Origin of the sequence: Acinetobacter sp. ANC 4169 (genome assembly GCF_002135355.1) — a bacterium.
Classification (GTDB): domain Bacteria; phylum Pseudomonadota; class Gammaproteobacteria; order Pseudomonadales; family Moraxellaceae; genus Acinetobacter.
Genome location: NZ_NEGE01000023.1, coordinates 13,971 through 27,228 on the forward strand (window position 1 = coordinate 13,971; position 13,258 = coordinate 27,228).

The 13,258-nt window shown below is 41.9% G+C and carries 11 protein-coding genes; 6 read left to right on the forward strand and 5 right to left on the reverse strand.

All coding sequences use genetic code 11. From position 1 onward, the window contains the following. The first annotated feature begins 25 nt into the window (after nucleotides 1–25). The 3 genes from B9T26_RS14820 to B9T26_RS14830 all read left to right on the forward strand — a co-directional run bounded on the left by B9T26_RS14820 (nucleotide 26) and on the right by B9T26_RS14830 (nucleotide 2,233). Nucleotides 26–727, forward strand: a complete 702-nt coding sequence (locus B9T26_RS14820) for a hypothetical protein (RefSeq protein WP_086200422.1) — start codon at nucleotides 26–28, stop codon at nucleotides 725–727. A 28-nt stretch (nucleotides 728–755) separates the two neighbouring features. Next, nucleotides 756–1,490, forward strand: a complete 735-nt coding sequence (locus tag B9T26_RS14825) for a class I SAM-dependent methyltransferase (protein ID WP_086200423.1) — start codon at nucleotides 756–758, stop codon at nucleotides 1,488–1,490. A 269-nt stretch (nucleotides 1,491–1,759) separates the two neighbouring features. Next, nucleotides 1,760–2,233, forward strand: a complete 474-nt coding sequence (locus tag B9T26_RS14830; RefSeq protein WP_086200424.1) for a hypothetical protein — start codon at nucleotides 1,760–1,762, stop codon at nucleotides 2,231–2,233. Nucleotides 2,234–2,426: 193 nt separating this feature from the next. On the opposite strand, the gene B9T26_RS14835 is transcribed toward B9T26_RS14830, so the two are convergent. Continuing rightward, on the reverse strand, nucleotides 2,427–3,146 hold the full coding sequence (locus B9T26_RS14835) for a hypothetical protein (RefSeq protein WP_086200425.1): 720 nt from the start codon (nucleotides 3,144–3,146) through the stop codon (nucleotides 2,427–2,429). A 337-nt stretch (nucleotides 3,147–3,483) separates the two neighbouring features. Between B9T26_RS14835 and B9T26_RS14840 the strand changes: the two genes are divergently transcribed. Then, nucleotides 3,484–3,756, forward strand: coding sequence for a hypothetical protein (locus tag B9T26_RS14840; protein WP_086200426.1), 273 nt, complete (start codon nucleotides 3,484–3,486; stop codon nucleotides 3,754–3,756). Nucleotides 3,757–3,950: 194 nt separating this feature from the next. Further along, nucleotides 3,951–4,817 carry an SAM-dependent methyltransferase TehB gene (gene tehB, locus B9T26_RS14845; RefSeq protein WP_086200427.1) on the forward strand — a complete coding sequence of 289 codons (867 nt, stop codon included), beginning with the start codon at nucleotides 3,951–3,953 and terminating at the stop codon, nucleotides 4,815–4,817. A 145-nt stretch (nucleotides 4,818–4,962) separates the two neighbouring features. Here the strand turns inward: tehB and B9T26_RS14850 are convergent, their stop codons facing one another. The 4 genes from B9T26_RS14850 to B9T26_RS14870 form a co-directional block, all read right to left on the reverse strand. Further along, a complete protein-coding gene (locus B9T26_RS14850) occupies nucleotides 4,963–6,681 on the reverse strand; it encodes an AIPR family protein (RefSeq protein ID WP_086200428.1) in 1,719 nt (572 codons plus the stop codon). A gap of 124 nt (nucleotides 6,682–6,805) precedes the next feature. Then, entirely contained in the window at nucleotides 6,806–7,978 is a 1,173-nt protein-coding gene (fadA, locus tag B9T26_RS14855) for an acetyl-CoA C-acyltransferase FadA (RefSeq protein ID WP_086200429.1), read from the reverse strand. 12 nt (nucleotides 7,979–7,990) lie between these two features. Further along, on the reverse strand, nucleotides 7,991–10,144 hold the full coding sequence (gene fadB / locus B9T26_RS14860) for a fatty acid oxidation complex subunit alpha FadB (protein ID WP_086200430.1): 2,154 nt from the start codon (nucleotides 10,142–10,144) through the stop codon (nucleotides 7,991–7,993). Nucleotides 10,145–10,665: 521 nt separating this feature from the next. After that, nucleotides 10,666–11,715 (reverse strand): AAA family ATPase, encoded by a 1,050-nt coding sequence (locus tag B9T26_RS14870; RefSeq protein WP_086200432.1) that lies wholly within the window; start codon nucleotides 11,713–11,715, stop codon nucleotides 10,666–10,668. Between the two features lie 189 nt (nucleotides 11,716–11,904). Here B9T26_RS14870 and uvrC point away from each other — a divergent pair. After that, a partial coding sequence (gene uvrC, locus B9T26_RS14875) for an excinuclease ABC subunit UvrC (protein WP_086200433.1) occupies nucleotides 11,905–13,258 on the forward strand: 1,354 nt, incomplete at its 3' end.

Here is a 13,258-nt window from a genome sequence, read left to right on the forward strand (position 1 = left end):
GTATTTAAGCCGCATGAAATTTGTGATGCCGCTGCTGATTGGCATTCTGTGTTTTGGATTGGGCTATTTTGTTGCCCCATCCAAGCCTGAATCTGCACCATCTGTTCCTGAGCATACTCAGGATATGGCTGTGGAAAATTTTATCCAGACCATTCAGCAAAATACGCAAGCGCAACCTGATAATCATCAGGTATTGCAGCAACAGCTGAAAAAACAGAAAACCCAGGTCAATAGCGTTATCGATCAGGCCACACCCGAGCAGATTGATAAATATCTACAGCAGGCTTTTCCGGACTATGATTTATCTGCTATCCACAACAAGCGCGAGTTTTCCAAACGTTTGGTCGGTGAATTTGTCGATGCAAAAAATGATCCGAATGAAGCCATGACCGGTCAGGCCAGCGTCACGGCGCAGCAACAATATATAAGCAATAACGTGCTGCCGAGACAGATATATGCCGGACAGCAGCTTTTTGCCCATTTTGATACTTTGGGAAAAACGCCGAATAACGAGCAGGTTTTTGTTCGCTGGAGCAACCAGGCTACAGGTGAGGTGCTGTTTTTTATGCCTCAGCGCATCAGTGTCAATCGGGAACAAAACTGGGTCAGTTTTAATCCGGCAAAAGGCTGGAAAGTGGGTACATACGATGTTAAATATTATCAATTGAATGATCAGCTGGTGCCCATTGCCCAGACCAGTTTTAGAATCGATCAGATTATTGATTAAACTGATAAAAATATTTGAGCATCGTTAAATGAAAGATCTTTTTTCCAGCAATAGTGTGCGCTATAAGCAGGCCCGTCCGAGCTATTCCAGCCAAATTGTCAAAGAAATTTTACGTCATGTGCCAGAACGAACTTTTGCCTGGGATTGTGGCGCGGGCTCAGGCCAGTTTACCCAGCTTCTGGCTCCCTATTTCGAGCATGTGCTGGCTACAGATATTAGCGAGGCTCAGTTACAACAAGCGCCTTATTTTGAAAATGTCAGCTATCAGGTACAAGCGGCAGAGCAGACCACCATTCCAGAGCAGTCCCTCGATTTGGTGACGGTGGCACAAGCCATACACTGGTTTGATTTTGACGTGTTTTATAAAGAAGTGACACGGGTGCTTAAACCGCAAGGTGTGTTCGCTGCCATTGGTTATGGCCTTATGGACGTAAAGGATGCTGCAATCAACCGTTTGGTTCAGCAGCTGTATTTTGAAACCTTAAAAGGCTATTGGGACAGTGAACGCCGTTATATTGATGAGCTGTATCAAACCATTCCATTTCCTTTTCAGGAACAAACTGTACCGGAACTGCATTTGCATTATCAGTGGACCGGGCAGCAATTGCTTAGTTATTTGAAAACCTGGTCAGCGCTGAAACATTATCAAGATCACAACACGCATGATCCATTACAGCTGATTTCAGAGGCTTTGCAAGCTGAAGCTGAACCCTTAGATGTAACATTTCCTGTACTTTTACGCGTTGGAATGCGAGAAAAATAAAGATTATGACGGAATTTTTATGTCAGCGGGGCAGTAAAGCAGGAGAAGATAAAAATCTGATTTATAGAAACATGATCCAGTGTAGAGCTTTTTTATAGAAGCAGTTCTCATGTTTTTTAAGCGGTGAAATGGGCAGGTTTTTTAACGAAAGTTAGAATGTCGTGCGAGACCACTAGTCAGGGCTAACTGGCTGAAAGGCGCATACGCTATACAATTACAGGTGTCGACGGTTGTTTGTTTACTTCAATTCATTGTTGAGTAGAACTGCCATGAAGCTCCTAAAAAATTTGTCCTGCGCAATCTTGGCGATTGCCGGAAGTTTTTCCATTTCGTCTACTTTTGCCGATATAGCTGATGCATCTGGATTAAGTTCCTTAACGGATTCGGAGTTAAGAGCTGAAGCCGAAACAGTACAGGTCATGTATGATCCACATGATCATCAACGAGAGAGAGCCTTGCAGCACCGGATTATGCAAATCCAGATGGATACCCAGAATTTTGTCGTAGATCCTACGATTCTGATGACTATAGATCTGGTTCCTGAACCCCCTATGCCAGACATCAACAGCCTGCCATTGCCACTACAACAACATATATTGGCCATTGCCCGGGGTTTGCAATCGCCTGATCCAAGAGAAGGCTTGTATGTGCTGCTTGAGCCTTTTGGCATAAACCGTAATGCCGTGAATGTACAAATCGCTCGAGAACAGGTGACATTAGGTATTGTGGAAAATACTCGGTGAAATTAAGCAATCAGGCTTTCGCCATGTGTGTGAACAAAACCAAACAGGAAGATATACCCGTTTTTAATTCAGGATTTTTTAATCTGTATTAAGATACATCACTTGTTTAAACCATAAAGAAAAAAGCTGCTGAAATAAAAAAAGATGCCAGCAGATGGCATCTTTTTTTAGTGCTTATATACGTTCAGGCAGATTAAGCAGCAGATTTTTTAAACCATGAGAAGAATGATTTTTTCTCAGCTTTTACTTCAGTTTTAACAGCATCCGCTTTTTCAGCAACAGCTTGTTTAACTTCAGTCGCTTTTTCTACAGTTGCATCTTTTGCTTCAGTGGTTGTTGCAACAGTCGCATCTTTCACTTCAACCGCTTTTTCTACCACAGCATCTTTCGCAGCTACAGTTTTTTCTTCAGTTACATCTTTTGCTTGAGTGGTTTTAGCTACGGCAGTTTTTTTTGCTTGAACAGTTTTAGTTGCTACCGCATCTTTGGCAGCTACAGTTTTGTGCGCAGCAGCGTCTTTTGCTTGAGCAGTTTTAGCAACGGTTGCTTGTTTTACATTAGCAGCTTTTGCGACTACAACATCTTTCGCAGCTACAGTTTTGTGTGCAGCAGCATCTTTTGCTTGAACAGTTTTAGCAACAGTAGCTTGTTTTGCATCAGCAGCTTTTGCAACTACAGCATCTTTGGCAGCTACTGTTGTATGAGCAGCAGTTTTAGCTACGGCAGCAGTTTTTGCTTGAGTTGCAGCAGTTGTGGTTTTAACAGCAGTCGCAGTTTTTGCAGCATCTGCTTTTACTTGTGCTTTTGCAGCAGCAACTTTAGCGGCTGGAGTTGTTTCTACAGCAGTAGCAGCCATAGCAGATGTTGTACCTGCAACTAAAGCGATCGCTACAGCAGTTTTAATAGTATTCATGTTGGTAACTCAATAGTGAGAATAAAGAGGGTTTTTGTACTGGTTATTTTAACGCTCGAGATAGTTACTTTTTTTAATTGAGCGGTGCGGATGTGCTTGATTGTATGAATATTCCACTAAATTTACAGAGTGATAACATGATATTTCAAACCAGTTACATTTGCTGTTGAGTATTAGCATTGAATATTTGACGAGCTTTCAGCTTGTCTAGACAGCCGATAATCTGATCATTTTAAAGATGACAATTTTGCCATCGGATTGTCATCTGTCATTCAAATTCTGCTGCTAGATTGAAACTGTTGCAAAGATCACGATATAAAATCTAGGCAGGTGAGTCATGAAAACCCTACATGTTTTTGATGATATTCAGCAGATGTATAGTGAGTTTGTTGAAAATAAAAACTATCCAAAATTAGAAAGTTTAAGTAACAGAGGAAAGAATCGTTTTTTCTTCAACCAGTATTTTCAAATGATTGAAGGCTGGCATCATACCGAACAGATTGTGATTCAGTTCAATCAGCAATATTTTAGTTTAGATACAGGCAGTGCCCCCGATTTTATGGATAAAGAAAAATATATGGAATGGCTGCGTGAGGAACTTCAGCAGTAAAATGGTTTAACCGTTATTTTAAGACCAGAAAACTGTCCAGATTGGGCAGTTTTTTGTTTTTGAGGCGCTACATTGTTGTATACATGGAAGATCATGGTTGAATTTCAATGCATTGCTGAAGCGGCTGTGCTAAAAGATAAACGATCAGCGGATTGATCTTCGGCAGACAATGAACAATGTGGAGCAGGCCTTTTATGCAACAGCTTATTTGTTATAAAGAATTGCCTATCTGGCAACATGACACGATTCCTCAAGGTTTTCAACGTGCGCATAATACCAAGGCTGGCACATGGGCAAAGCTTAGGGTACTAAAAGGTGAACTGATTTTTGCATTTGTCGATGAAGCAGGTGAGGTTCTGTCTACACAGGTATTTAATGTCGATCAGCAGCCACCATTTATTGAACCGCAGCTGTGGCACAAAATTGTTTCTGCCAGCCCGGATGTCGAATGCCAACTGAAGTTTTACTGTACGCCACAGGATTATTTTTCTAAAAAGTATCAGCTGACTGCCACTCACTCAGAAGTTTTAGCTGCCACACCGTATTTGCACGGTGGTCGGGCTTTGGATGTCGGTTGTGGGCAGGGGCGTAACAGTCTGTATTTAAGTCAGCATGGTTTTGAGGTGGATGCCTGGGATGTCAATGAAAACAGCCTAAAGACCTTAAGACAGATCATCCAGACCGAGCAGATTAATAATATTCAGGTGCAGCAGCGTGATTTAAATGCAGACCCAAGTATTAGCGGCCGTTATAACTTTATTTGCTGTACCGTGGTGATGATGTTTTTACAGGCCCAAACGGTGAAACCTTTGATTAAGCAAATGCAACAAGCGACTGCCCCGGGTGGCTATAACCTGATTGTCTGTGCGATGGATACGTCAGACATACCAGCACAGCCGGACTTTCCTTTTACTTTTAAAGAAGGAGAGTTAAGTGCTTTATACGAGGGTTGGAACATTGTGAAATATAATGAAGATGTCGGTGAGTTGCATCGGGTAGATGAACAGGGAAACCGGATTAAACAGCATTTTGCAACGTTGTTGGCGCATAAAGTTGCTTAGGATATTTAAGAGGTTTTAAGGTTCTTGAATTTATAGCAGTAATGAAAATAGTACCTAATTTTTTACACACTCCAAAATCAAAAAAAGATGTCACTAGGACATCTTTTTTTAGCTTATGTAAAATATAGTTAAAAGGTAATTTTGCTTAAAAATTTAAGTATTCAAAAGTTTTACTTCTTAAATCAGCTGTATATTTTTGTCTCTTTATTTCATCAGAAGTTGGAATAGTTAATGATTCAATAATAGCTATGCATTCATTTAGCGCATTTTCAAACTTTTCTTTATCAGTTAAGGTTTCAATAATTTTTTTCACATTTTGATTTGATTTTTTACTATTACGTGTCCAATTTTTATTAGATTTTGTAGCCACATATTTCATAATGAATAAGACATGCCATTTTAAATTTGAGTATTTAAGTTTTTTACTGTTAATAGCTACATGAATTTTATACAGAGCTAATGAACAGATATAGTATAAGCTCTCTTCATCATCATCTTTAAATAACTCATTAGATTCAAATATTTTTTTCACGTAACGAGATGAATTAAATGGTTCTTCAAGTATCATTGCATTATATGCCTGTACTACAGTTCTTAGATCAAATATACGTGATTTTTGATAATCTGATTGAGAGTATTCATTCTGCCTTCTTTCGAAATATACTCTATTTTCATCACCTACCGTATTGTTCATGGTTTCAAAATATCTTTGAACCATACGCGTTTTTTCTTTTAGACCAAGAAATGCATTGTTGTCGATATTAGACTGATTATTAGTAGATGATATAATTTTTGTAATAGTTTCTTCATGAGTAGTCGAGATAAACTTAACGATAATTTTTGTATCATCATTAATAATGTCCCGATTTTCAAATAATACATTACTAGTTTGACATCCATTGATAATTTGATAATTTGTTAAGTCAATAGTTTTATCACTTGGGGAAAATGCTAAATCAGGCGAAATAATGGTAATTCCATTATTTAATACAGAAAATATTTTTTGTGACTTTTCTTCTTCAAGTGATTTTTTTATATTTGAGTTTACATAAACTTCTTCACCTAAATAAGCACGTATATTTTCTTCAAAAATATTATTTTTTATATTTTTGTCTTCATCGAATAATATTGAATCAATGAAATCTTTAGCATTAACTAAAGCTAAATATGACTGGGGAATATTTGGCATTGATGGGATAGCAAAAAACTCTTGAAATTTTAATTTAGCCTGAATATCTTTGTTCGTATCATCATATAAACTAATTAATTTAGCTCTATCTAGTGGTTCAGCTTTCACCTGATGGAAAAAAGTTTTTTGTTCAATTTCATATTTTATTTGATTGAAAATTGCTTCATGTTCATCTGATTTTTGATAAATACCACTCGTTGCAAAGTAAACAGCTATATCGGGTAAGCCATTACGTATATTTTTTACGTTTTTTAAAATTTGAAAAAGAATTTCATGCCTAATTTGGTTAAATGTACCTTGTGGGTAAAAGTTATCTTGAGTAAGAAAATTCAATATACCGGATAGAAAATTAGCAATATCATCCTTTTCAAAGCTTTCACCACTTTTCACTTGCGTTAAAATAATTTTTGCATCTACTTTTCTTTTTTTATCGGACAGTATTTCTTCTGCCATTTCTAATGAGGTGATTAGATTACCATCTAGAAATATAGCGATTCCATCAAGCGATGCATCATCTTCAGATGTTGTTAACTCATTGGGCTGTACTATGTGGCCTAATTCTTTATGAGCTAACAAGTAATTAACAAAATATTCAAAATTCTTACTAATATCACTTGAATCCAAATCGAAGCTTTTTGCATAGTCTTCAACTATTCCTTTCAACACAATATGCACTTTGTTACCCTGTTAATCAGTTATTACTGTTATTTATTAATTTCAAGTAATTGAATTATATTTAAATATTCAAAAAAAGAAACCCCGCATTAAGCGGGGTTTCTTTTATCTTAGTATTTAAGAATTAAACACGTTCGATAATGGTCGCGATACCTTGACCCAAACCGATACACATCGTTGCAAGACCGATTTGTGTATCTTGCTGTTCCATAACGTTCAGCAATGTAGTCGTGATACGAGCGCCAGAACAACCCAATGGGTGACCAAGCGCAATTGCACCACCGTTCAAGTTCACACGGTCTTGTTGGTCATAAATGCCTAAGCCTTTAAGAACAGACAAACCTTGTGCAGCGAATGCTTCGTTCAATTCAAATGTTTGAATATCAGAAATTGACAAGCCAGCACGTTTCAACGCTTTTTGCGTTGCTGGAACAGGACCAAAGCCCATGATCGCAGCATCACAGCCTGCAACCGCCATAGAGCGGATTACAGCACGTGGCTTAAGACCAAGCGCTTGAGCACGTTCAGCAGACATCAATAACATTGCAGAAGCACCGTCAGACAACGCTGAAGATGTAGCCGCAGTCACAGAACCGCCTTTAGGGTCGAATACTGGACGTAAAGCCTGGAACGCTTCAAGGTTTGCATCAGGACGAATCACTTCATCGATGTCGCACAGGATTTTGAAACCATTTTGGTCATGACCTTCAACACCAATAATTTCGTTTTTGAAACGGCCTTCCTGAGTTGCAGCCCAAGCGCGGCGGTGAGATTCCACACCGAACGCATCCTGTTCTTCACGGGTAATGCCGTTCATGCGACCTAACATTTCAGCGGTTAAGCCCATCATGTTAGACGCTTTCGCATAGTGCTTAGATGCTTCAGGGTTCAGGTCGATGCCGTGCATCATGCCTACGTGACCCATGTGCTCTACACCACCAATGATGAAGATATCACCCTGATTCGTTGCAATTTGCGCAGCCGCAGTGTGGATGGCCTGCATAGACGAACCACACAGACGGTTAACGGTTTGACCTGCCACAGTTTTAGGCAAGTCAGCCAATAAACCAATGTTACGGGCAATGTTCATGCCTTGTTCAAGCGTCTGGTTGACACAGCCCCAGATCAGGTCTTCAACTTCGTTGACATCAAACTGGTTACGAGCAACAAGTGCACGTACAAGTTCAGCAGAAAGGCTGTCAGCACGTACATTGCGGAACATACCGTTTTTGGTTTTACCCATTGCTGAACGTACGCCATCAACGATGACAACGTCACGCGGATTTAAAGTAGCCATTCACGTTGCTCCTTAACCGTAGAATTTTTTGTTGTTAGCAGCCATGTCACGCAACATTTGTGGCGCTTCATAAGCCTTACCTAAGTGTGCATATTTGTCGCAAAGTGCAACGTATTCAGCAACACCTGTTTGGTCGATGTAACGTGCAGGGCCGCCACGGAATGGAGGGAAACCAACACCCATAATCATCGCCATATCTGCTTCAGAAGCAGTTGCTACGATCTTGTCTTCCAGACAACGAACAGTTTCGTTACAGAAAGCCAGCATCATACGGTCAATGATTTCCTGAGCATCAAATTCACGTTTTTCCGCAGTTGCAACAGATGCAACAAGCTCATACGCAGTTGGATCAACCACTTTGGCTTTTTTGCCTTTACGGTCAAGTTCATATTTGTAGAAACCAACGTCGTTCTTTTGACCCAGACGTTTTGCTTCGTACATGGTTTGAATCGAACCTTTGAAGTCCGGTTTCATACGGTCAGGGAAGCCTTCAGCCATCACTTCTGCGCCGTGAACGCCAGTGTCGATACCGACAACGTCCATTAAGTAAGCAGGGCCCATAGGCCAGCCGAATTTTTCCATCACTTTATCGATTTGCTGGAAGTCCGCACCGTCTTTAAGTAGAAGGTCGAATGCACCGAAGTAAGGGAACAATACACGGTTTACCAGGAAGCCCGGGCAGTCGTTCACAACGATTGGTGTTTTACCCATTTTCTGAGCAAGAACTACAGTTGTTGCGATTGCCTCGCTTGATGTCTTCTCACCACGGATCACTTCTACCAATGGCATCATGTGAACAGGGTTAAAGAAGTGCATGCCCACGAAGTTTTCAGGACGTTGCAGGTTTTCAGCCAAACGTGTGATTGAAATCGTAGAGGTATTCGATGCAATGATCGTGTTGTCACGAACATTCTTCTCGGTTTCAGCAAGTACGATACCCTTCACTTTAGGGTTCTCTGTCACTGCTTCAATCACGATGTCCACTTCTTTAAACTCGTCATAGCTTAAAGTCGGGCGGATGCGCGCAAGAGTTTCACCCATTTGCGCAGGTTTCATTTTCTTGCGTTCAACTTGTTTGGTCAGTAAGCCATTTGCTTCTTTCATACCCAAAGCAAGTTGCGGATTACCAATGTCTTTCATGATGATTGGTGTGCCTTTGCTCGCCGCCTGGTAAGCAATACCACCACCCATGATGCCCGCGCCAAGCACAGCTGCCTGGTTTACAGGATGCGCACCTTTCTCATAGCGCTTAGAGGTTTTCTTCACGATTTGGTCGTTGATGAATAAACCGATTAACGCGCCTGCTTGCGGAGTTACCGCAGCTTTGGCAAAACCTTGTGCTTCTGCTTTTAATGCTTCGTTACGTGGAAGGCTTGCACCTGCCTGTAGCGAATCAAGAAGAAGTTTAGGCGCAGGGTATTGCGCAGGGTTTGCTTTTGCAAGAACAGCACCTTTTGCCGAGTTGAATGCCATCATTTGCTCAAGCATGTTCAACTTAACAGGGTCTAATTTTTCCTGACGCTTAGCTTTCCAGTCTACACGGCCGGCAAGCGCTTGTTTTACCAGGTCAATCGCAGCGTCTTGAAGTTTATCCGCAGCAACCACAGCATCAACAGCACCGTCTTTCAGTGCAGCAGCAGGTTTTTTCGGATTAGCCATCGCCATCCATTCAACCGCGTTGTCGATACCGATTACACGGCTTAAACGAACCGTACCGCCGAAGCCCGGGAAGATGCCGAGTTTGATTTCAGGAAGGCCGACTTGAGCCGCTTCTGACATTACACGGTAGTCACACACCAGGCACATTTCAAAGCCGCCGCCCAATGCCATACCATTGATTGCAGCAACTTTAGGAATCTCTAAATCTTCAAATGCATTGAAGATGTCGTGAACAGGCAATGCCCAATCCACAATCGCTTGTTCGCCTTGTGCGAAGTTGTCACCGAATTCAGTGATGTCAGCACCAACGATAAATGTTGATTTACCAGAGGTAACGATTAAACCTTTAACGTCGCTATTTGCTTTAACAGCGTCAATTGCAGCTTTAAAGTCTTCAATCGTTGCACGGTTAAATTTGTTGACCGACTCACCTTGTAAGTCAAAGCGGAATTCTGCAATTCCGTCCGAAAGCATTTGGACGGTAATGGCATTGCCAGCGTGGATCATGCCTGATCTCCTTTATTTTGGAGGACTTCTAAGTTGATGTTGTGAAGCGTGTACGCAATTCCAGCGTACATTTATGCTTCGCCAATCTTACGATAACTATATCCAAAAAGAACATAACAAGTTGTATCAAGCCGTGACGCAAGGGTCATCAATTTTTTTTCAACAAACCCTTGTGGTGGGCGGCTTTATTTTTACTGTACTGGGTAAAAATATGATGAACTTTTTGTTTAAATTAGGATTTTTTAATAATTTCGTGACTATTTATATCCGGGCTAAGTACCGGATTTCAAGTTTTTTATGGCTTTGTTTTGGTCAAAAAGGTCAATTGGGCTAAATTTAGCGCTCAATCAAGTCATGCTTGCGGCAAGGTTTTAAGCAAAAGATTGCAAATGGCAGCGCTGATGAGCATTTTATTGGAATAAAAGTGAACGCAGTTTGCAGTCAAATACATTGCCGAATGTTTGACTGCATAGAGAGTTTAGCAGGGGATGTAGAAGCTATTTAGAATACTATTTAGAAGCTTATTCAGCCTGAATCATCAATTGTCCATCAGCAAAACTCACCGTGAGCTGAGCTTTTTCCGGATAATTTAAAAAATAAATAGCCAGGATCGGTTCCAGTTCAGTTCGCATTCTGCGGGCCAGATGGCGTGCGCCAAAACGGATATCATGATCTTTATAAAAGTGGGCTTTGGCGGCATCGGTCAAAACCACAGCACGCTTTTGATGCTGCAGACGCTGATTCAGCTTTTGCAATTCAATGTCCACCAGTTTTGGCAGGGCATCATCCTGAACCGCCTGATAATGCAAAGTACGATCAATGCGGTTTAAAAATTCAGGATCGAATTTTTTAAACATGACTTTTTCAATAATGCTTTTGGTCGGCACTTTTTTAAGGCAAATGTCCTGCATTTTTTTTGGGAGGAAATTCAGTTTATCCAGGTATTGCTGTGCGGCTTGTGCGCCGACATTACTGGTCATAAAGATCATGCAGTTACGAAAGTCGATGGTTTTGGTGCCGGAGGTCAAGGTCAGCTTGCCGGTATCCAGCACATTCATTAGGCCACGAATCACTTCTGTGGAAGCTTTCTCCAGCTCATCAAACAGCACAATGCCCGGACGGGTATGCGAACCTGCAATAGCGGTTTCATCAAATAGGCTATGACCTTCTTTAGATCCGACATAGCCGGGAGGTGCACCGGTAATGGCTGCGGCATAATGCTCTTGCGCCAAGGTGTTCATATCAATGCGGCAAAAGGCATCGCTACGGCCATAAATGGCTTCAGAAATTAAGCGCACGGTTTCAGTTTTACCGACACCGGTTGGCCCGAGCATTAAAGTCACAGATAAAGGGCGTTCAGGACTGGAAAAATCGGCTTTGACCACATGTAGCATTTTTTCAATTTCATGCAGTGCCGCATCCTGTCCAATAATGCGCTGCTTCAACAGCTGCATGACTTCAAGCGGTTCAAAATGAAAACGCGGCTTGCCAATCAATTTATCTTTTTCAGATGTGCTATGCGTTGAAGGAGTTGGCTTGACGATATGCATGGCGTGATTGGTGGTCGTCATTCAGTTTGATCCCAATTGGTCAGGTGGCTTGAGCATAGCAAAATAATCTGGCGTGACTTATAGCTTTTAGCAATCAAGTGATTGCTGGAACTTTGCAGGATGGTGAGAAAAACAGGGCATTGGCTTGAAAATGGTGTTAAAACCATCACATCATGTAGCAAAGCTTATCCAATTTAAATCAGGCTGAATGTGAACGAAAACGCACGAGAACATATTGAAAAGATTCTAGCCCATATGACGACTTTACCGGGCGTGTATCGCATGCTGGGGAAAGACGGCGAATTGCTGTATGTCGGCAAAGCCAAGAATTTAAAAAACCGTGTGTCCAGCTATTTTGTCAAAACCATCGAGCATCCTAAAACTCAGGCTTTGGTGGCGCGTATTTATGATATTGAAACGCTGGTGGTGCGCTCGGAAACCGAAGCCTTATTGCTGGAACAGAACCTGATCAAACTGCATCGTCCGCCGTATAACATTATGCTGCGCGACGACAAATCCTATGTCTATATTTTTGTCTCCAGTGACAAGCCTTATCCGCGTATTGCTGCCGGTCGTGGCAAAGGCAAGCATCAGGTGGGCAAGTTTTTTGGGCCTTATCCGAGTGCCTATAATGCCCGGGATACCTTGGTGGTGCTGCAAAAACTGTTTAATGTGCGGCAGTGTGAAAACAGCTATTTTGCCCAGCGCAAGCGTCCCTGTTTACAGTATCAGATCAAGCGCTGTACCGCACCCTGCGTCGGTTTGATTTCGCCTGAAGATTATCAGGAAGATGTCAATAACTCGATTCGCTTTTTACAGGGCGATACCAAGGAACTGAATCAAGAACTGATTGCCAAAATGGAAGCTGCGGCGGAAGCTTTGGAATTTGAAAAGGCGGTATTTTACCGTGACCGTATGGCGCTGCTGCGCGATGTGCAGTCGCAACAGGCGATTTATAAACTCAAGGGCGAGGCCGATATTCTGGCCATTGCCTATCATGCCGGGGTGACTTGCGTGCAGATCATGCATGTACGTAATGGCAAAATGCTCGGTGGTAAAAGTTATTTCCCGGATATGCTGGGGGATGATCTGGGACAGATGCTGTCTGACTTCATGGCGAACTTTTATTTTCAGGTGGCCGATGAAGTTCCTGCCGAGCTGATTGTGAATGTTGAAATTCCGGATCGCAAAGAGCTGGAACAGGCACTGCAACAGGAATTCGGCAAGAAAGTACAGATTAAGCACAATGTTCGGGAAACCCGGGCCGAATGGCTGGAACTGGCCAATATGAATGTACAGCATGCCATTAAAGGCCAGCTGGCCAACCATTTTGAACTGAATGAACGCTTTCATCAGCTGGAACAGGTGGTGGGACGTCCGGTTGACCGGATTGAATGCTTTGATATCTCGCATACCATGGGCGAAGCCACTATCGCTTCCTGTGTGGTGTTTGATTCGGGCGGTGCACGGAAACGTGATTATCGTCAGTTTGCCATTGATGATATTACTGGCGGTGATGACTATGCGGCCATGCGTCAGGCACTGACCCCCCGGTATAAAAAAA